The organism is Cytobacillus oceanisediminis, assembly GCF_007830235.1.
GTDB lineage: Bacteria > Bacillota > Bacilli > Bacillales > Cytobacillaceae > Cytobacillus > Cytobacillus oceanisediminis.
In genome coordinates, this window is sequence record NZ_VLKI01000007.1 from 191,603 (window position 1) to 211,833 (window position 20,231).

The 20,231-nt window shown below is 40.4% G+C and carries 16 protein-coding genes and 1 pseudogene; 15 read left to right on the forward strand and 2 right to left on the reverse strand.

The window, feature by feature from the left end; genetic code table 11:
• Positions 1-35: 35 nt before the first annotated feature.
• Positions 36-1,205, forward strand: a complete 1,170-nt coding sequence (locus IQ19_RS13965) for an acyl-CoA dehydrogenase family protein (RefSeq protein ID WP_144543010.1) — start codon at positions 36-38, stop codon at positions 1,203-1,205.
• A gap of 60 nt (positions 1,206-1,265) precedes the next feature.
• Positions 1,266-2,480: a CaiB/BaiF CoA transferase family protein gene (locus IQ19_RS13970; RefSeq protein WP_144543011.1), complete on the forward strand. Its 1,215-nt coding sequence runs from the start codon at positions 1,266-1,268 to the stop codon at positions 2,478-2,480.
• Between the two features lie 81 nt (positions 2,481-2,561).
• Here IQ19_RS13970 and IQ19_RS13975 read toward each other — a convergent pair whose 3' ends face one another.
• Complete coding sequence (locus IQ19_RS13975; protein WP_144543012.1) at positions 2,562-3,959, reverse strand: sigma-54 interaction domain-containing protein; 1,398 nt, start codon at positions 3,957-3,959, stop codon at positions 2,562-2,564.
• 253 nt (positions 3,960-4,212) lie between these two features.
• Between IQ19_RS13975 and IQ19_RS13980 the strand changes: the two genes are divergently transcribed.
• The 8 genes from IQ19_RS13980 (at position 4,213) to IQ19_RS14010 (ending at position 12,281) form a co-directional block, all read left to right on the forward strand.
• On the forward strand, positions 4,213-5,601 hold the full coding sequence (locus tag IQ19_RS13980; RefSeq protein ID WP_144543013.1) for an aminotransferase family protein: 1,389 nt from the start codon (positions 4,213-4,215) through the stop codon (positions 5,599-5,601).
• Positions 5,602-6,044: 443 nt separating this feature from the next.
• Entirely contained in the window at positions 6,045-7,487 is a 1,443-nt protein-coding gene (locus tag IQ19_RS13985) for an APC family permease (RefSeq protein WP_144543014.1), read from the forward strand.
• Between the two features lie 128 nt (positions 7,488-7,615).
• Complete coding sequence (locus tag IQ19_RS28110; protein ID WP_181396092.1) at positions 7,616-7,759, forward strand: hypothetical protein; 144 nt, start codon at positions 7,616-7,618, stop codon at positions 7,757-7,759.
• A 22-nt stretch (positions 7,760-7,781) separates the two neighbouring features.
• Positions 7,782-7,961, forward strand: coding sequence for a hypothetical protein (locus IQ19_RS13990; protein ID WP_144543015.1), 180 nt, complete (start codon positions 7,782-7,784; stop codon positions 7,959-7,961).
• A gap of 168 nt (positions 7,962-8,129) precedes the next feature.
• Positions 8,130-9,152, forward strand: coding sequence for a VanW family protein (locus IQ19_RS13995; protein WP_144543016.1), 1,023 nt, complete (start codon positions 8,130-8,132; stop codon positions 9,150-9,152).
• 310 nt (positions 9,153-9,462) lie between these two features.
• Positions 9,463-10,650, forward strand: a complete 1,188-nt coding sequence (locus tag IQ19_RS14000) for a CaiB/BaiF CoA transferase family protein (protein WP_144543017.1) — start codon at positions 9,463-9,465, stop codon at positions 10,648-10,650.
• 14 nt (positions 10,651-10,664) lie between these two features.
• Positions 10,665-11,870, forward strand: a complete 1,206-nt coding sequence (locus IQ19_RS14005) for an acyl-CoA dehydrogenase family protein (RefSeq protein WP_110066938.1) — start codon at positions 10,665-10,667, stop codon at positions 11,868-11,870.
• Between the two features lie 99 nt (positions 11,871-11,969).
• Positions 11,970-12,281 carry a DUF3870 domain-containing protein gene (locus tag IQ19_RS14010; RefSeq protein ID WP_144543018.1) on the forward strand — a complete coding sequence of 104 codons (312 nt, stop codon included), beginning with the start codon at positions 11,970-11,972 and terminating at the stop codon, positions 12,279-12,281.
• A 180-nt stretch (positions 12,282-12,461) separates the two neighbouring features.
• On the opposite strand, the gene IQ19_RS14015 is transcribed toward IQ19_RS14010, so the two are convergent.
• On the reverse strand, positions 12,462-12,842 hold the full coding sequence (locus IQ19_RS14015; protein WP_144543019.1) for a hypothetical protein: 381 nt from the start codon (positions 12,840-12,842) through the stop codon (positions 12,462-12,464).
• 157 nt (positions 12,843-12,999) lie between these two features.
• Between IQ19_RS14015 and IQ19_RS14020 the strand changes: the two genes are divergently transcribed.
• From IQ19_RS14020 to IQ19_RS14045, 5 genes and pseudogenes are all read left to right on the forward strand, one after another.
• Positions 13,000-14,742, forward strand: a complete 1,743-nt coding sequence (locus IQ19_RS14020; protein ID WP_144543020.1) for a carbon starvation CstA family protein — start codon at positions 13,000-13,002, stop codon at positions 14,740-14,742.
• Positions 14,743-14,798: 56 nt separating this feature from the next.
• Complete coding sequence (locus IQ19_RS14025; RefSeq protein WP_144543021.1) at positions 14,799-15,062, forward strand: cory-CC-star protein; 264 nt, start codon at positions 14,799-14,801, stop codon at positions 15,060-15,062.
• Between the two features lie 12 nt (positions 15,063-15,074).
• Positions 15,075-16,037, forward strand: coding sequence for an ArsA family ATPase (locus IQ19_RS14030; RefSeq protein WP_415802971.1), 963 nt, complete (start codon positions 15,075-15,077; stop codon positions 16,035-16,037).
• Between the two features lie 475 nt (positions 16,038-16,512).
• Positions 16,513-18,201, forward strand: coding sequence for a methyl-accepting chemotaxis protein (locus IQ19_RS14035; RefSeq protein ID WP_144543022.1), 1,689 nt, complete (start codon positions 16,513-16,515; stop codon positions 18,199-18,201).
• Positions 18,202-18,528: 327 nt separating this feature from the next.
• Positions 18,529-20,086: pseudogene (locus IQ19_RS14045) on the forward strand (IS1182 family transposase).
• Positions 20,087-20,231: the final 145 nt, after the last annotated feature.

Sequence of the window (20,231 nt, forward strand, 5' to 3'; positions counted from 1 at the left end):
CATTAAATAAATGAAAAAATTTGGAGGTAATCGAAATGGCAAATACAAAAACAAAGGAAAATACTGAACACGAAATGATCCGTAAAAGCGTTCGCACTTTATGTGAGCGCTTTCCTGAAGAATATTGGAGAGATACTGATGAGAGAGATGCCTATCCGACAGCATTTGTAAAAGCTTTAACAGAAGAGGGCTGGCTATCTGTGCTCATTCCTGAAGAATATGGCGGAGCAGGCCTGGGAATGAAAGAAGCCGGAATCATTTTAGAGGAGATCAATCGTTCAGGCGGAAATGCAGGTGCCTGCCACGCGCAAATGTATACAATGGGAGCATTGCTGCGTCACGGCAATGAGGAGCAGAAGCAAAGGTTTCTTCCCAAAATTGCAAGCGGTGAATTGAGGCTGCAAGCCTTTGGGATTACTGAACCGACAGCAGGCAGTGATACTACAAGCATTCAAACATTTGCAGAGAGAAAGGGAGACAAGTATATCGTACATGGACAAAAGATTTGGACCTCCCGTGCTGAGCATTCAGATTTAATGATGCTCCTGGCAAGAACAACACCTAAAGACCAGGTGCAAAAGAAAACGGACGGTCTGAGTCTCTTTATCCTTGATATGAAAGAGCAGGCAGATAAGATAGATATTCGCCCAATTGATACCATGATCAATCATGCGACAACTGAAGTCTTTTTTGAAGGAGCCGAAATTCCGGTCGAGAACTTGATTGGCGAGGAAGGCAAGGGATTCCGCTATGTATTGGGAGGCATGAATGCAGAACGTATTTTAATAGCCTCTGAATCAATTGGGGATGGCATGTATTTCGTTGATAAATCCGTTCAATATGCCAATGAGCGTGTTGTTTTTAACAGGCCAATCGGGCAGAACCAAGGTGTTCAATTTCCAATTTCAAGAGGTTACATGGATATCCAGGCTGCAAAATTAATGAGGGATAAAGCAGCAGAAATGTTTGATGCAGGAGCAGATTGCGGTGCAGAAGCGAATATGGCAAAATACCTTGCTTCTGAAGCCACTTGGCGTGCAGCAAATGCAGCCATGGACACTTATGGCGGTTATGGTTTTGCTAAAGAATACAATATTGAAAGAAAGTTTAGGGAAGCAAGATTGTTTATCGTAGCACCTATATCAAATAATTTGGTTGTGAGCTTTGTAGGACAGCATGTTCTTGGTTTGCCGCGTTCTTATTAATCATTTCAGACCAGAGGGCCCTATCAGAAGGGCCTTCTCTTTAAAAAAGGGGGAACCAGGATGGCAGGACCGTTAACAGGTATAACAGTAGTGGATGTAACGACAAACATTTCCGGACCTAGTTTAACAATGATTCTCGCTGATTTAGGTGCTGAAATCATAAAAATTGAGAGGCCGGATACTGGAGATGACTCAAGGGGGATGGGGCCCTTTTGGGAAGGGGAAGGCGTATATTTTCTCCATATTAATCGAAATAAAAATTCTATTGTTATAGACCTGAAACAGGAAAATGGCAGCAAAATTGTATATGATCTTGTTGAAAAAGCTGATGTGTTTGTAGAGAATTTCCGTTATAAAAAAGCGGAGAAAATGGGACTGGGATATGAAAAATTAAAAGAAGTTAATCCTTCACTTGTTTATTGTTCCTTGTCTGCCTATGGACAGGATGGACCTTTGCGTGAAAGATCCGGGTATGATGCGATTGCCCAAGCAGATTCAGGCATTATCGGAATTAATGGAGCAGAAGGGTCAGAGATTGCGAGGGTGCCAGTTTCGGTTCTTGACCAGGGAAGTGCGATGTGGGGAGCAATTGGTATAATCTCTGCACTCCTTCATAAAGAAAAAACAGGTGAGGGGCAATTGGTCACAACTTCACTTTACGAAACAGGCGTTTTTTGGGTGGGCTACCACATGCTATCCTGGCTTGCAACCGGACAGGAACCTAAGAAAAATGGTGCCGGCCATACTGCTTTTGCACCATACGGGGCTTTTTATGCCAGCGATGCACCTGTTATGATTGGAATATCGAATAATTCCTTATTTAGGCGCTTATGCAATGTGCTTGGGAAAGAGGAATGGGTTACAGATCCGCGATATGAGACTAACCCCAAACGAGTTGAAAACCGTGAGAATTTAAGAGTGGCTATTGAAAATATTCTTCAATCCAAGCCTGCTGATGAATGGGTGGGGCTTTTGGCAGCGGCTGGAGTACCAAGTTCAAAGGTGAAAAAGATTTCAGAAGTTGTAGAGGATGAGCAAGCAGAAGCAATAAATATGTGGAAAAAAGTTCCGCATTCAAGTATCAAAGACTTCAAGCTACCACGGCTGCCTTTCGAGTTAAGCAATTCCTCTGCAGAGGTTAAACAAGCACCTCCTAAGCTGGGAGAGAATACGAAAGACATCTTAGAGAAGCTTGGATATGATGAGGCGAAGATTGAGAATCTACTTAAAGATAAAACGATCCAAAATACAGAAGAAAAAGCAGAATCTCGCTGACTTAGTAGACTTAATATGTTACTATAAAAATCTCCTGACTATAAAGCCAGGAGATTTTTATATATCTAACGCTGTACCTCATTAATCCTTAATATACTTTTGAATCTTTCTGAAAGCAGTAGATTGATTTATTCCCAGTGCCTCACCAACTTTATAGGAGCTTTTATATTTCTTATAAGCCTTCATGATTAATTGTTCTTCCAATTCTTCTTGTGCTTGTTTTAATAGGCAAATGTCATTGATCTGTACAAGATATTGAGAGCAATCATTTCTGGAGTTTATGATTTTTTGTGGCAAGTCTATCATTTGGATTTCATTCTTATCAGCGGTAACTACCAGGCGCTCCATTAAGTTTTCCAATTCTCTTACATTTCCTGGCCAACTGTAGTTAATTAATTGATTCTCTGCTTCCAAAGAAAGATAGGTAGAAGAGCCGTATTTTTTATTAAATTTGTCTAAGAAATAATCCATTAAATAGGAAATATCCTCTTGCCTCGTTCTTAATGGGGGAATGTAAATGGGTATGACATTCAATCTGTAGTATAAATCTTCTCTAAATGCACCTTCCTCCACCATTGAATCTAAGTTTTTATTAGTTGCAGCTATAATTCTTGTATCGATATGTATTGGTTTGGAACCTCCGAGCCGCTGAACTACATTTTCTTGCAGAGCTTTCAAAAGTTTAACTTGAAGGTTAAGCGGCATTTCGCCAATCTCATCCAAAAATAAAGTACCTCCATCAGCCTCTTCAAATAATCCCTTTTTCCCATCTTTATTTGCACCTGTAAAAGCGCCGGGCTCGTATCCAAAAAGTTCGGATTCAATGAGAGATTCGGGTATTGCCCCACAATTAACATGAATAAAGGGCTGTCTGCTTCTATTGCTTTTTTTATGTATTAAAGATACGATGACACCTTTTCCAACACCAGATTTTCCTGTTACAAGAACAGTGGAATCTACCTTTGCAATTTTTTCTACCATTTTCACTATTTTACGCATATTTGGTGAAAAAGAGATAAAATCCTCCTGGCCTTTATTTTGAAATCTCCGCAGTTCTTCAAGTTCTTCTTGGAAACTCTCTAATAAATGTTCGGTCCGCTCAATTTTATCACGAAGCTGCCTGATCTCTGTGAGGTCTCTGGAAGTAAAGATAATGAATTCAATATTTCCTTCAGAATCAAGGGATGGATTGCCAATACAATGGATGGTATGGCCAGTTCTTGTTCTTTGAATCATTGATATCCGTTCTTTTACGATAGGAAATAGCGAAGGGGAAAACAGTCCCTTTCTGGCTAGCTCTTCAGTGTTTTTTCCTACTATTTCATTTGCTTTCATGCCATAAAAAACCTCACCTGCCGGATTGACCCGCAGTACTTTTCCATTGCCGTCAGTCACGAAAATTTCGTCAAAACAGGTATTAATAATCGTTTCTAATTCATGATTTAAAGACTTGTAAAGTGTAAGTTCGCTTGCTTCCATATCTTCACTTCCATTTTTAAATTGAAGTTCTAATAACTGATAATGAAATAATAGCATAATAAGCAGGTAGCAACAATTCGTAATATTTAGAATAATGCAGAGGAGCATGATCAATAATGCTTTAAATCATTATTAACTGTTATCCTGGGAGAAATAAATCCTTAACTAATAGATACAAATCATTGGCATAAGACTTGCATCTTACTTTTTTAGAGTTTTTATATGAATCTACCATTATAAGGAGGTAAAAGGAATGGTCACGTATAATAAAGAACAAATAAAGAATCTGCAGGAGTTGGATAAAAAACATTATTTGCACCCAACATCTTCTTTGAAACAGCATCAGGAAAATGGCCCGAAACGAATTTTTACAGAGGGTAAGGGGATTTATTTAACGGATGTAAATGGCGATCAATATATCGATGCGCTGGCATCGTTATGGAATGTAAATATAGGACATGGCAGGAAAGAGCTTGGGGAGGCAGCGAGCCAGCAAATGGGCAAGCTTGCTTATAGTTCATCTTTTAATAATCTTTCCCACGAAACGGTTATTCAACTGTCAGAAAAGCTTGCAAGCTTAACCCCAGGTGACTTGAACGTATTTTTCTTTACTTCCGGAGGGTCCGAATCAAATGATACGGCATTTAAGCTTGTACGGCATTATTGGAAAATGAAGGGACAGCCTGAGAAGAAGAAAATTATTGGATTAGAGCGGGCTTACCACGGAATTACAATGGGAGCGACAAGCGCAACCGGCATTCAGCAATTTCAAAATATGACAACATCTTTGGCACCTGATTTTCTTCATGCAGCAGCGCACAAAACGAATTGCGAATGGGGAGATAAGAATGATTCTGACTATTCAAGAAGCATCAGAGGGATTATTGAAAACGAAGGTCCAGAAACCATTGCGGCTGTCATAGTTGAACCGATACAAGGAGCAGGCGGGGTCATTATTCCGCCAGATGGTTATCTGGAAGCTGTGCGGGATCTCTGTGATCAATATGGAATTTTAATGATAGCTGATGAAGTGATCTGCGGTTTTGGCCGGACAGGGAGAATGTTCGGTGTAGATAATTGGAATGTGGTGCCTGATATCATGTGTATGGCGAAGGGGATTACGAGTGGTTATATTCCACTGGGAGCGGTAGCGATAACTGAACGATTAAGAGACAATCTTGCAGAAGTTTCGGACGATGTTTTATTCCATGGATTTACCTATAGCGGTCACCCAACCTCCTGTGCAGTAGCTTTGAAAAATATTGAGATTATTGAAAAAGAAAATCTGGCGGCCCACGCAAGTAAAATGGAAATGGAACTTATTAAAGGGTTTAAGTATTTGACGGAGAAGCATTCATCCGTGACAAAATCCCGTGCAAAAGGTTTGCTGGGTGCCTTTGAATTATTCGAGGACCGGGAGCAGGGGATCCCTTTTGGACCGGAGAAAATGGCTGCACAAAAGCTGGTTGAAGAATGTCTTTCCCAAAAATTGATTGTTCGCTCAGTAACTTTTGGGGGTACAAATATTATTGCGCTGTCACCGCCGTTAATTATTACAAAAGAAGAAATTGAAAAAATGATCATGATTTTTTCCGATGCTATTCAAACTGTTGAAAAGAGTTTAAGATTACAAAGTGTTTAATTAGTTTTGCCAATTAGTTATTGAAGGCCCAGTGTATTTTTAAATTCCGTTTTCAGGTTAGGTTGTCTCGGGGTTTTTGCACCCTGTTGATTGGAGCGGAAGGGGCGAGACTCCTCGAAAATGCATTCGCATTTTCTTCGTGCGGTGTTTATTCGAGGATGCTTATTCAAAGTCCTGCGGGAGTAGCGAGTCAGCAGGAGACCCCGCAGGTGCGAATGCACCGAGGAGCGTCGGATCGCCCGCGTTCGCTGAGTCCCTGGAGCGGAAATCAACAGGCCAAATTTTATAGAGCTATTGCCTTATCAAAAGAGGGTGTCCAAAAGCTATACTTTAGGGACACCCTCCCTTAAGCCGATAAAATTATCAGAATATTATTTATATTCGGATAGACATTCTTGCTTGTTCAATCTTTATACATCCAAAAAATGAGTGGAGGAAAATGAATGAGTGAAAAGAAATTCATAAAAACACTTGGAAATCGAGACGTACTTTCCTTGGCTTTTGGTGCAATGATTGGCTGGGGATGGGTTGTTACTACGGGACTTTGGATCACTGAAGCGGGTTCACTCGGTGCAATTCTTGCCTTTGTCATTGGAGGATTGCTTGTTACATTCGTTGGTTTAACTTACGCAGAACTTGCATCTGCGCTTCCATTGGCCGGAGGGGAACACGTTTATAGTTTTAAAGCAATGGGAAGGGTTGCTAGTTTTGTTACAACATGGGCCATTATTTTGGGATATGTTTCTGTAGTAGCATTTGAAGCTGTGGCTCTGCCGACTGTATTTGAGTATTTGATCCCTAATTATAGTAAAGGATATTTGTACACCATAGCTGATTGGGATGTAACGGTCACATGGGCAGGTGTAGGTATTATAGGTTCTATCTTTATCGCGTGGATTAATTATCGGGGGATTAAGTTTTCAACTGCAGCTATGTTTATTTTAACATTATTAATTCTTATAGCGGGTGTCTTATTAATATCTGGCAGTTCATTCTCAGGAAACGGGCAAAATATGCAGCCGCTGTTTGAAAAAGGCATGGCTGGCATTTTAACGGTTGTCATTATGACTCCTTTTATGTTTGTTGGATTTGACGTTATTCCACAGGCAGCAGAAGAGATAAACCTTCCTCAAAAACAAATTGGGAAATTATTAATCGTGTCTGTTATTTTTGCAATAGTATGGTACATTGCAGTAATTTTCGGCGTTTCCCGAGTGTTAAGTCCTTCAGAAATCGCTCAATCCAATCTTGTTACAGCTGACGCAATGGCAAAAGCTTTCAATAGTAAAATGATGGGCAATCTTCTTGTCCTCGGGGGTATTGGCGGAATATTAACAAGCTGGATTGGATTTTATGTTGGCGGCAGCCGGGCAATATATGCACTTGCAAGGGCAGGCATGCTGCCGAAATCTTTAGGTGAACTCCATCCTAAATATAATACCCCTCATAAAGCAATCTTATTAATTGCAGTGTTATCAACAGCAGCTCCATTGTTAGGCAGACCTGCGCTAGTTTGGCTGGTGGATGCAGGCGGACTTGGGTTAGTCGTGGCATGGTTTATGGTGGCGTTATCATTCGTAATTTTGCGAAAAAAATCTCCAGATATGCAGAGGCCTTTTCGTCTTCAAGGAGGTACATCAATCGGATGGATAGCGGTTATTATGTCTTTGGGCGTAAGTATTCTTTATATGCCAGGTATGCCTTCAGCACTTATTTGGCCATACGAATGGGTAATCGTATTTGCCTGGATTATCCTGGGATTTTGTTTTTACAAAATATCCATGTCGAAATACGGAACGGAATACTCGAATAAACATATGAATGATGAAATCGCCAGAGTAATAAAATACGAAGACGAAACGGATATAGAAGAAAAAAGCAGTTAATTCTTAATATAGCGGTACCAGGCACCTATACACCTAAGCCAACTGATATAGGTACCTGGTACTTTTTGTGTATAAATATGATGTCCCTGTTTCAAAATAAAAACACTTTCAACAATGGAGGGTACATCATGGGTGAAAAGTGTTTTTATTGTACAGATGATATTGAGGGTAATCATATGCACAGGATTACATTTGATGTAGCGGATAGTGAAAGGGAAGAAATACTATGCAGAGATTGTTATCAGGAGTGGCTGCAGGGTATAAAGGGTTAAAAAAGGATTGGAGGTTTTTGAGATGAATAAAGACAATATTGAATATGGCCAGACTGAAGCGGAGAAGGACCTCAAAAATAGGCAAAGTGAGGGAGTATTAGAAATTAGTTCTACAGGGTATGGATTGGAGTCTGTTTCAAAAGAAGAAAACAGAACCTCGGAAAACAATCCGGATAATCAATCTGGGTGCGGAGGATTATAAATTAAAAACGTCTGCTTAATTGCAGGCGTTTTTAAATGTAAAAAAAAGGTACAACTCAAGTAGCAGTTGGGCAGGAATACCTTTACTTAAAGCTGAATACAATAAGAAAATGGAAACGACTTCCTAAAAAGAGATACAGGAAGAATATAAAGAAAAGCTGGGGGAAAAATGAGTAAGCGAAATTGGGGAATTTCACTATTGTTGATTGGTAGTTTAATAGGATTAGCTGGGTGTGCGGAAGAAAGTGTGAAGGAAAAAGAATTAGAGAAGAAAACGGCTGAGGAGCAGGCAAAAGAAGAAGCCCGGGAAGAAGCCAAGTTAGAGGAGCAAGCTAAAGAGAGGAAAGAAAAAGAAGAAGTAAAGCCAGTCGTCGTTAATGTAATCGATCCAAAAACAAAAGCCATACTAAAATCGTTTAAACCGGCGGAAATGGGCTTTGGATCCGAGGATGAGAAATACAAAGCAGAACTCGAAAAATGGGCCAGAGAAATAGCAAGAGGAACAGACACAAAGCAAGGCTACGATCAAAGGATGATTCTCGATAAAATAGGACCTGACGGAAAGGTAATAAAGGGTCAGCCTGAGATTATACTGGAAGAAAGTGAATTAGTTGAGAAAATTCATGACTCCTCAGTTAGCGGAGGAGATGTTGAACTTCCGCTTTATGTAACAGAAAGCGGGTATAATCCTGAGGATGTTCCTGGCTTGGATGAAGTTGTAGTTGCTTCTTATACGACCTACTTCAATAGTGGTGTTGCAGGAAGAACGAAAAACATTGAGCTTTCCGCAGAGGCAATCAATAATATAATTCTTGGTGTCGGGGATCATTTTTCATTTAATTCAACAGTTGGGCCAAGTGACGAAGCCCATGGGTATCAGCCAGCAGAGGAAGCCATTAATGGGAAGCTTGTTATGGGTATTGGCGGCGGCATTTGCCAGACATCATCGACTTTATTCAATGCTGTTGATAAAGTCGGAGTCAGTTATGTGGAAAAGCACCATCATTCTGTAACAGTAGGCTACGTTCCTAAAGGCCGGGATGCAACTGTCTCTTACGGAGGCAAGGACTTCAGATTCGAAAACACGACTGGTGTACCGCTCCTGGTAAAAGCCCATTTCGGTAAAGGGGTATTAACCATTGAACTTAGAACCTCCAAACAGTATGAGGGAATGTTTAAGAAAGCAATTTAATCGGTACCAGGCCCCTATGCCAGTTAAGCCAACTGGTATGGGTACCTGGTATACTTAAAATAATTATTGAAATATTCAATTAAATATAATATAATTGTTTCAACAAACCGATGACAGCAATTCTCTTGCTGCATGTACGGCTTGAAATTTTGTTAAAAAGTGTATTTTAAAAAATTGGCTTTGTTCACTTGATCTTCCTTGCCGGAAGACGAGCCTTGGATAAGAGTCAGTAAAGCGTTCAATGTCCTTAAGACATTGTCTGTTTTGCTGGCTCTTTTTTGTTTATTAAATGGACGAAAGAGGTGAGAGTATGAGCGGTGCACTAGAGGGAATTCGGATTATTGATGTCTCCCGTGTATTGGCGGGCCCTTTTTGCTCAATGATTCTTGGCGATCTGGGGGCAGAAGTTATCAAAATAGAACATTATAAAACAGGCGATGAAACACGCGGTTGGGGTCCACCCTTTGTAAATGGAGAAAGTGCTTATTACTTATGTGCCAATCGCAATAAGCAAAGCATCACATTGAATCTAAAATCAGAAGAGGGAAAAGAAATTTTTCGGAGGCTTGTCACATCAAGTGATATTGTAGTTCAAAACTTTAAATCAGGAACTCTGGAAAAAATGGGCTTGGGATATGAAAGTTTAAAAGAGTTGAATCCAACTCTGATTATGGCTTCCATTACCGGATTTGGTTCAACTGGGCCATATAAGGACCTGCCAGGCTATGACTATATTATTCAGGCGATGAGCGGTCTTATGAGCATTACAGGAGAACCAGATGGAAGTCCTATTAAGGTAGGTGTAGCCATAGCTGATGTACTTACTGGGCTCTATACATGTATAGGAATCTTGTCAGCGTTACACCATCGCACTCAGACAGGAGAAGGGCAAGAAATTGATATCTCGTTAATGGATTGCCAGGTTTCTTCATTAATTAATGTCGCAAGCAATTATTTATGCAGTGGAGTGATACCTGGCCGGTTAGGAAACCAGCACCCTAATATTGTTCCTTACCAGGTGTTTTCTGCAATGGATGGAGAACTGGTTGTAGCAGTAGGGAATGATGAACAGTTTAAACGATTTGCAGCTGTTCTTGGCAGACCAGACTTAGCTGAAATGGATGAGTTTATTCATAATGAGAACAGATTGGAGAATAAATCAAAGCTGATTCCGATTTGTGAAGAGCTGATCTCTAATAAAACAAAAAAAGAATGGAAAGAGATTTTGGATGAAGCGGGGATTCCTAATGGTCCAATAAATACGGTTAGAGAAATGTTTGATGATCCACAAATAAAAGCCAGAGAGATGGTAGTGGAAATGCAGCATCCATTAATTAAAGACCTGAAACTGACAGGATCTCCGATAAAACTATCCAAATCACCAGTGAAGATGAGGCATCATCCTCCTCTTTATGGCGAACACACGGAAGCAGTATTAGAAAAAATGGGGTACCAGCCGGACGAAATCAAGGAATTTAAACAAAATAAAATTATTTAGGAGGAATTAATATGATGAATTTCGAATTAACTGAAGAACAGCAGAGTGTAAAGAAATTAGTAAGAAAGTTTGTAGATAAGGAAATTATCCCTAATATTCAGGAGTGGGACCGCCAAGGCCATTTTGAACCTTCTATTTTAAAAAAATTAGCCGAGCTTCAATTGATGGGTGTGTGTATTCCTGAGGAATACGGCGGTGTAGGGATGGACTATAATACACTGGCTATTGTTTGTGAAGAATTGGAGCGGGGAGATACTGCTTACCGTACAGCAGTTTCAGTCCATACCGGATTAAATAGTATGACTTTGCTGCAGTGGGGATCAGAGGAACAAAAACAAAAATATTTAGTGCCTCAAGCACAGGGCAAACAGGTTGGGGCATTTGGATTAACTGAACCTAATGCCGGATCAGATGTTGCTGCCATGAATTCTACAGCTATACGGGATGGAGACTCCTATATTTTAAATGGATCAAAAACCTGGATTTCACTTTGTGATGCAGCAGATAACTTTCTTATTTTTGCTAAAACGGAACATGATATAGGCCACAAGGGTATTACAGCTTTTATTGTTGAGCGCAGCTTTCCTGGTGTTGAATCAAAGGCAATTAAAGGCAAGCTGGGAATTCGCGCCGGTAACACAGGCGAGGTATTTTTGTCAGATGTTAGGGTCCCGGTATCCAATAGGCTTGGTGAAGAAGGGGAAGGCTTTAAAATTGCCATGTCTGCGCTGGATAACGGAAGATTTACAGTTGCAGCTGGTGCTGTCGGATTAATCCAGGCAAGTCTGGAAGCAAGCTTAAAATACTGCCACGAACGTAAAACTTTTGGCAAGGAGATTGGGAAACATCAACTGGTACAGCAAATGATTGCTAATATGAGTGCAAATTTAGAGATATCCAGATTGCTTGTTTTCAAGGCAGGGTGGCTAAAGAACCAGGGTAAAAGGAATACAAAGGAAACTTCCCTTGCTAAGTGGATTTCATGCAATGCGGCTTTTGAAGCTGCCAATGATGCTGTACAAATTCACGGTGCATATGGATATTCAGATGAATACCCAGTCGAGCGTTTCCTAAGAAACTCAAAAGCTCCTGTCATTTATGAAGGCACCAGGGAAATCCATACCATCATGCAAGGAGAATACGCTCTGGGCTACAGGGAGGATAAGCCGCTTCGAAAGCAGCTGCCGGCTTGGCCTTTTGAAGAAGTCTCAGTCCATTAATTATTAAGAACTGGTTTCGTTTATTTCCTTTAAGATAACCTTCTGGAATAGCCGGCTATTCACTCCTCTTTATTAGAGCAAAAAAAGGAGATTCAAATAATGAACACATATTTCATCGCAGGGCATGCCAAACTTCCACAAGGAATGGCGGCCAGGAATTTATATGATTCCATTACCATTACGTTGGAATTGGACTTTAAATACGGGGTGATCGTCGATTCATCCTGTACACTTGCAACCGAGCATGGAAGGGAGTATATCCGCCAGCTCTTGAGAGGTTATTGTCTGGGTGATGGGGTTGAAGAACTTATAGAAAGGGTTCAACTCCATTACCGGGGGAAAGCAGGCCAGGCCATTCAGGCAGCTTTAAGGGATGTTTATCTTCAATTTGAATTGGTTTCATATAAATAATAGTATAGATCTAACCTTTTCAATTCAGGTTAGGTCTTTTTTAATCCTATATTTAAAGATAGTGGATTGAGTCCACAGCTATGTGGAAGGTATCTCACATTTGTATAGTTAATTAATTTTTCACCATAATTATATTATGTAAACCACTCTCTGATTACCTTCGAACGTCAATTGATATTCCTAGCCACCCAAATACTCGGTATCATATGAATTTTCTCCGGCATGGACGGATAGGAGAGTATCGGCGTATCCGACGAGCCTGTTAATGACTTCTTCCGAAAAGGCTTGGACGATATACTTCATTTCAGGCTGATGGAGGGATGGGTCATCATAAATGATGGTTGTATTAATAAATATTTCTTTTGTGCCATAAAGATTATAGTGAATGATAGCTTTGCCAGCAGCGCCTTTTGTACGCGGGTCCTGGAAGCCGGGAAGGAACAAATACCATTCTTCTGCAGAGGCTGACCGAAAGTTTTTAGTGAATGTAAGGCTATCTACAAGTTCTTTCATTTTTTCAAGTGATTTCGATGTTTGTAAATTTACTATTTTTTTATCCATGATATGCCCGTCCGATCATTTTTACTTTAGGTTTGCCCTTTCGGAAGGTTTTTATAGACAAAAATCACATTTTAAAATTCTGAATTTATTGACTAATAGGAATCCTTTTTTTATCATAAGATTGTAGTATCAGGTCTTAAAAAGGAGGGATTTATCTATGAATTCAATTTGGCTGGCTGTCATTGGAATGACTGTTTTTGCCATAGGCTACCGTTTTTATTCAAAATGGGTGGCTGAAAAGATTTACAGGCTTGATCCGAACTATGTAACACCCGCTCATAAGTTTAAGGATGGAGTCGATTTTGTTCCGACCAATAAAAAGGTTCTTTGGGGGCATCATTTTACCTCAATAGCAGGAGCTGCACCGATTGTCGGCCCGGCAATTGCGGTTTATTGGGGGTGGCTGCCTGCGTTCCTTTGGGTTATTTTAGGAACAGTGTTTGCTGCCGGTGTCCATGATTTTGGCACCTTGGTATTATCGGTTCGCAATAAAGGCCAATCGGTTGGTACTATTACTAATAGGCTTATTGGCAAGCGCGCCAAGATGTTGTTCTTATTTATTATTTTAGTCCTTGTACTTATGGTAAACGCTGTTTTTGCCTGGGTTATTTCCAATTTGTTTGTCAAGTTTCCCGCAAGCGTGCTGCCTGTTTTCATCCAAATTCCGCTAGCCATCTGGATTGGATATGCCGTTTATAAGCGAAAAGCAAGCATGCTGGTTCCATCTCTGATTGCACTGGCAGTCATGTATGGTACAGCTGTTTTGGCTAGCCGCGTTCCTGCCTTGCAAATTGACTTGGTCAGTTATTTTGGCGGTGCCGAAAACAATGTTTTGTTTGGATTGAATGGTGTGGCGATGGCTTTCTTCATCTGGATTATTGTTTTAATGGTGTATTGTTATATTGCATCGACACTGCCGGTATGGAAGCTTTTGCAGCCTCGTGATTATATTAATTCCCATCAGCTTGTTGTAGGTTTGCTAATTCTTTACCTAGGGTTGGTGTTCCTGCAGCCGAAGGTAACAGCACCGGCCACAAATGCTGCTGCATCTGATGTTTCTTGGTTTCCGTTATTATTTATAACAATTGCTTGCGGTGCGATTTCCGGTTTCCATGGACTCGTTTCTTCTGGAACATCCTCCAAGCAGCTTGATAAAGAGACAGATGCCCGATTTGTCGGATATCTTGGCGCAGTAGGAGAAGGTGTTCTTGCTTTAATCGCAATTATTGCGGTTGTTACATTCTTCTCTACTCAGGGTGAATTTTTATCCACATACTCGAGCTTTGCTGCAGCAAGTTCCGGCGGTTTAGGAGTCTTCATTCAAGGGGCTGCCCAATTAGCAACCGGGGTTTGGATACCTGCAGACATTGCCAGCACCATTGTATCGGTTATCGTTGTATCGTTCGCAGCTACAACACTTGATACTTCTGTCCGTTTGATGCGCTATATCATTGCTGAAATTGGAAGCGAATACAATTTAAAGCCATTAACAAAAACCCATGTGGCAACAACGATTGCTGTGGCTTCCAGTGCCGCGCTGGTTCTGCTGCCAAAAGGTCCAAATGGTTTCGGCTCAGGCGGATATTTATTATGGCCGCTGTTTGGCACAAGCAACCAGCTTCTTGCCGGCATAAGTTTATTGCTGATTTCCATTTGGCTGAAGCGCCAGGGAAGAAACTACCTAGTGACTTTTATCCCAATGGTATTCGTATTCTTCATGACCGTCTGGGCTATGATTCAGCAAGTCGTATTCCAGTGGTCTGGTTACGGTTCATCAGATGCTAACATGCTGCTTTTCATTCTTGGCGGCATGATTCTAATCTTTGTATTTTGGATCATTGTAGAAGCCTTCAGCGCATTCAATAAAGATCATACACCAACTTTGACACAGGACATGTAAAGTTATGGAGGCCGGGGTGACCCGGTCTCTATTGTCATTTTGAAAGGAGCAGCAGCATGAGCCTAATGGAAAAGATGAAAAGAGCGATTGCCCTTTATGATGAAATCCTCAAACAGCCGCACAGGACTGAACTGGCAAGAGAATTGAGAGATGAAGAGGATCTCTTCATGCTTCTTTGTTTTTCTGAAATGCTCGGGCTTCCAAACCCAGCGTTTTATTACACACTGGAGCTGTACCCAATGATTATCGAGAGATTCCACGAGTGGCATTTGCGGATGGGCATGGAAAAGTCGCCGCTTGATGGAATCCGCTGCTGTTAGAAAGGGGAATAAATGTTGGATTTTTTAAATAAGAAGATATATTTTGTCGGCGGCAAAGGAGGAGTCGGAAAAAGTACAACCTCTGCAGCACTTGCGCTGCTGCTATCCAAGCAAGGAAAAAAGGTCCTCCTTGTTTCGACTGATCCTGCTCATAATACAGGAGATTTATTTCATATCAATATGTATGGAGAAATTACATCTGTCCGGACTAGTCTGGATGTTCTTGAAATTAACTCAGAGAAGGAAACACTCCGTTATATCAATGGAGTAAAAGATAATATCAAAGGACTTGTCAAATCCACAATGCTGGATGAAGTCCATAGACAAATAGACCTTGCTGCTGCGTCGCCAGGGGCGGAAGAAGCTGCTTTGTTTGACCGCATTACATCACTTATTCTGGAAACGATTCATCAATATGACAGCATTGTGTTTGATACGGCACCAACCGGCCATACAATTCGCTTGCTAACTCTTCCTGAGCTAATGGGAGTCTGGATGGATGGTCTTTTAGATCGGCGGAAAAAAATAAACAAGAATTACGCAGAATGGATGAATGACGGCGAACCAGTTGAAGATCCAATCTATGAAAAGTTGATAGAACGGAAAGATAGATTTATGGAGGTACGAGATTACCTGCTTAATCACAATCAAACAGAATATCTATTTGTTTTGAATGCTGAACGGCTCCCTATTCTAGAGACGAAAAAGGCGATTGAAACACTTTATCAGCATAAAATCCATGTACATACTCTGGTCGTGAATAAAGTAATTCCAGATAAGGCAGACGGGCAATTTATGGAGAAGCGCCGAGAAAACGAAAAAGTATATCTACATGAGATTCAAGATGTATTTGCCAATAAAAGAGTGCTGCTGTTGCCATTATTGGATAGAGATATTTCAAGTTTTGAAGATTTAGAGGCATTCACGATCAATTTAGAGTCTTGCCTATTAGCAGGAAGGGAACAGCACCGTTAAATAAAAGAGTGCTGTTTTTTCCTGTGGTGTACTTTTCAGAATTTCCTGTTAATCCTACAAGACACTGAAGTGAGGAACACTTGAAATAATACGTAATTCTTCAAAGTGTTCCTAAAATTTATCATTTGATGAGTACCCATCAAAAAAGCCCGGTACCTGAAAAAAATATAAGAAACATATAGAGAATGCATCAAAATAAGAAAATAGCGGAGGGGTTTGTCCACACCATTCCAGTAATAATTAATACACTAATATAGAAGATCTCCTCCCTAAAGATCTTTGGTCTGCATAGTTGCCGTTAATCTGTAAGCAGGATTAACGGCTTTTTTATGTTCTAAAATGAGAAAATTAGCGAAAGGGGAAGAATTTTCTGTAAATAAATGATTTAATAGGTAAAAAGCACCTGACTTACCATTAGTGTTCGTGTTAAATTATAAGTATAAACTCCTATCACAGCAGGAAATGAGGATGATTAATGAAATTTACCGTTGCAAAGAAGCTGTTCCTAGGGTTTTTATCAGTCCTTTTTTTATTTGGATTGGTGGCCGGTCTTTCTAACTATGAACTTGGAAACGTTAATCGAAATTATAATAAATTAATAGATGGGAATGTTTCTGAAGTTATTCTTGTTAAAACTTTAAAGGCTGAGCTGATGAATGAAGCTGGAGGAATTCGCGGTTATTTATTAACAGGGGATTCTACTTATCTTAGTGATTATGAAAGTGCCCGAAAAAGAATGGAGCATCATATTGAACAATTACATAAAGTGACGGATCAAAATGAGGAGAAGGGGCTGGTTAAAGAGCTTGAAGTTCTCCATAACCGTTACCAAAGCATTATTGATAAAGAAATTAAATTTAAATTGGAAGATAATATTGCCTATATGTCGTTAGTTGAAACTTCTGACAAGCAGGTAAGCAAGGAGTTTAATCAAAAAGCGGATGAACTCGTAAAGTTTTATGGATCACAGTTAAATGCAGGGATTGAAGAGACAACAGACTATGTTAAATTTGTTCAGGTTTTCGTACTGGCCATTACGCTTGCAGCAATAGTCGCTGCAATGTTTATTGCTTATTATATCAGCAGGATGATTTCCCGTCCGATTAACTTGGCCGCTAAAACCATTGATAAGGTTGCAAGCGGAGATTTAAGCCAGGAAGAAATAAAAGTAAAAAATCGCGATGAGATTGGCGCTTTTATTTTATCCTTAAATAAGATGGTAAAGGATTTGCGGTCTGTGGTCAGCCATGTTAGAGATACCTCTGCACAAGTGGCTGCCAGCAGTGAAGAACTGGCTGCCAGCGCTGAACAAAGTTCACTTGCATCAGAACAGGTAGCCCAAATTTCGCAAAATAATGCCCTGGGTACTGAACAGCAGCTTCACCGTTTCCGCGAGGTCTCTGCCACTGTGGAGGAAATAGCATCAGGTATCCATCACATATCCTCCAGCAGTGAGCTGATGCTTGAAGCAGCAGAAAAAGCAGAGATACTTACGAAAAAAGGGACAAAGTCAGTTGATAATGTGGTAAGGCAGATGAATGAAATAAATACCTCTGTAGGAAATGCCACTCAGTATATTCATACGCTTGAATCCCGCTCCAAAGAAATTAGCAATATTGTGGAGCTCATTACTAATATTGCAGAGCAGACAAATCTGCTTGCTCTTAATGCTGCTATTGAAGCAGCAAGAGCAGGAGAGCATGGAAGAGGATTTTCTGTCGTGGCTGATGAAGTTCGGAAATTAGCTGAAGGTTCCAAACAATCCGCTGATCAAATACAGGAAATGATTGGTTTGATTCAGGAGGAAACCAGGCAGGCAGTCCGGGCAATGGAAACAGGGAATGAGCAGGTAAAAGATGGGCTGGAAGATACAAGTGAAGCCAGTGTCGCCTTTGCAGAAATTGCCCATTCAATGGGTGAGGTTTCTGGCAAGGTAGAGGAAGTTTCATCCTCAGTTGAAGAGCTTTCCGCACTGAGCAGTCAAATTTTTGAAGTGATTACAAATGTGAAAGTGATTTCCGAAAAAAATGCAGCTGCCTCACAGGAGACTTCGGCTGCGACAGAAGAGCAGCTTGCCACAATGGAAGAAGTCTCGTCATCTGCTGGTTCGCTTTCGAGGCTTGCCGAAGAACTTCAAGTGGTTGTTTCTCGATTCAAATTGTAATTCTAAATATGAAAGTATGAAAAGAGGGTGTCCCAAAAGTATAACTTTCGGGCACCCTCTTTTTTTCTCTATAAAATAGGCCTGTTGATTTCCGCTCCAGGGACTCGCTTTCCGCGGGCGGTCCGGGAGCCTCCTCGGTGCATTCGCACCTGCGGGGTCTCCCGTTGACTCGCTTCTCCCGCAGGAGTCTCGCCCCTTCCGCTCCAATCAACAGGGTGCAAGAATCAATATCAGCATTAATACTAAGGTAAAAAAAGAAGAAAAACGTCCTTTTTGGTATAATTAAGTCACCACAACACAATTATCCGAGAAAGGAACGATTTTCTTATGTATAAAGAGTATAACACGAATCAATTAGCACTTCCAATGGATATTCAGGTGCTAATCCCCCAACAACACCTTGCCCGTTTGATCGACTTCGCAGTCGATCAGATGAATCCTACTATCTTTACATCCCTTTATCCTGGAGGCGGAAGACCTCCCTACCATCCTAAGATGATGTTGAAAATTATTCTTTATGCTTACTCAAACCGTATTTATTTTTCCCGTCAAATTGCTAAACAGCTGACCGAGAACATTATTTTCATGTGGCTCTCCGGAGAGCAACAGCCTGATTTCAGCACCATTAATCGCTTCCGTTCCGAACGCATGAAAGATGTTATTTATGAAACATTCTTTTCCATTGTGGATCTTTTACGGGAAGAAGGTTATGTAAAATTCGAAGAGTACTTTCTTGATGGTACCAAGATTGAAGCTAACGCGAACAAGTATACCTTTGTTTGGAGAAAATCTACTGAAAAATATGATCAGATGCTTGATGAAAAATTTAAGCAGCTGGTCTTTCAGATTGAACAGGTTACAAAGGAAGACGAAGAAGCAGAAAAAGAACTAGATCTAGTGGAAAAGCTGGAAGAAACCCCGATCTCTTCTGAGAAAATAGCTGAAACAGTTAAGAAATTAGAAAAGCGTCTAGAAAAGGATCCTAAGAATAAGACCATTAAAAAAGCAAAGCGTCAGTTAGAGAAAGACCTTCTACCAAGAAAACAAAAGTATGAAAAGCAGAAATCTACATTTGAAGGGAGAAACAGCTACTCTAAAACCGATACAGACGCTACCTTCATGCGGATGAAAGATGATCATATGAAAAACGGCCAGTTGAAGCCTGGCTATACTGTCAAATCGGGACCGAAAATCAATTCGTTGTGGGATTCAGTCTTCATCAGCGTGCTGGAGATCCAGAATGCTTGATTCCTCATTTAAATGTATTAGAAAAATATAACCGTCCAAAGCCTAAGTCTATTATTGCAGATTCTGGTTATGGCAGCGAAGAAAACTATACCTATTGTGAAAAGGAGGAAATGGAAGCCTATATTAAATACAGTACATTTGATAAGGAAGCCACGAAGAAATGGAAAGAACAAGTCGGACGAGTTGAAAACATGAGTTACGATGAGGAGCTGGATGAATGGATTTGTATAAACGGCAAGCGCCTTACTTTTCAATATGCTTCACGAAGAAAATCAGAGAATGGGTATAAATCGATTAAAAGAACTTATAGCTGTACCGAGTGTCAAGGCTGTCCGTTTCAAACGCTATGTGCTAAAGATAAAGACGCAAAGACTGTTCAGGTCTCTATCGAAAATCAAAAGCAGCGACAAGAAGTTTGAGAAAGGCTTGCCTCTGAAGAAGGCAATAAAAAGTACAGAAGCCGAAAAATAGATGTTGAGCCTGTCTTTGGACAAATTAAACACAACAGAAAATTTAACCGGTTTTCTCTAAGAGGCCTATCCCAAAATACCACGGATGGGGTCTTATTTGTGTTGCCCACAATTTGAAAAAGTGGGATGAACTTAGACAAAACAAAGTTAAAATAATGAAAGATTAGTGGAGATATCTCTTCTATTTTTGAATAAATAACCCGAAAACGAGAAAAAAATGCTTTCAAAAACAAAAAACTGACTCAAAAGAGTCGTTTTTCAACGACCTTTTGAGTCAGCCTCCATCTTGCGGACTAAGTGGTCTTGCCTCTC

Coding starts and splice junctions, on each gene's coding strand:
- IQ19_RS13985 (WP_144543014.1), top strand. CDS start 6,045: ATGAGTGAAAAGAAATTCATAAAAACACTTGGAAATCGAGACGTACTT.
- IQ19_RS28110 (WP_181396092.1), top strand. CDS start 7,616: ATGGGTGAAAAGTGTTTTTATTGTACAGATGATATTGAGGGTAATCAT.
- IQ19_RS14010 (WP_144543018.1), top strand. CDS start 11,970: ATGAACACATATTTCATCGCAGGGCATGCCAAACTTCCACAAGGAATG.
- IQ19_RS13990 (WP_144543015.1), top strand. CDS start 7,782: ATGAATAAAGACAATATTGAATATGGCCAGACTGAAGCGGAGAAGGAC.
- IQ19_RS14000 (WP_144543017.1), top strand. CDS start 9,463: ATGAGCGGTGCACTAGAGGGAATTCGGATTATTGATGTCTCCCGTGTA.
- IQ19_RS13980 (WP_144543013.1), top strand. CDS start 4,213: ATGGTCACGTATAATAAAGAACAAATAAAGAATCTGCAGGAGTTGGAT.
- IQ19_RS14030 (WP_415802971.1), top strand. CDS start 15,075: ATGTTGGATTTTTTAAATAAGAAGATATATTTTGTCGGCGGCAAAGGA.
- IQ19_RS14035 (WP_144543022.1), top strand. CDS start 16,513: ATGAAATTTACCGTTGCAAAGAAGCTGTTCCTAGGGTTTTTATCAGTC.
- IQ19_RS14020 (WP_144543020.1), top strand. CDS start 13,000: ATGAATTCAATTTGGCTGGCTGTCATTGGAATGACTGTTTTTGCCATA.
- IQ19_RS13970 (WP_144543011.1), top strand. CDS start 1,266: ATGGCAGGACCGTTAACAGGTATAACAGTAGTGGATGTAACGACAAAC.
- IQ19_RS14015 (WP_144543019.1), bottom strand. CDS start 12,842: ATGGATAAAAAAATAGTAAATTTACAAACATCGAAATCACTTGAAAAA.
- IQ19_RS14025 (WP_144543021.1), top strand. CDS start 14,799: ATGAGCCTAATGGAAAAGATGAAAAGAGCGATTGCCCTTTATGATGAA.
- IQ19_RS13965 (WP_144543010.1), top strand. CDS start 36: ATGGCAAATACAAAAACAAAGGAAAATACTGAACACGAAATGATCCGT.
- IQ19_RS13975 (WP_144543012.1), bottom strand. CDS start 3,959: ATGGAAGCAAGCGAACTTACACTTTACAAGTCTTTAAATCATGAATTA.
- IQ19_RS14005 (WP_110066938.1), top strand. CDS start 10,665: ATGAATTTCGAATTAACTGAAGAACAGCAGAGTGTAAAGAAATTAGTA.
- IQ19_RS13995 (WP_144543016.1), top strand. CDS start 8,130: ATGAGTAAGCGAAATTGGGGAATTTCACTATTGTTGATTGGTAGTTTA.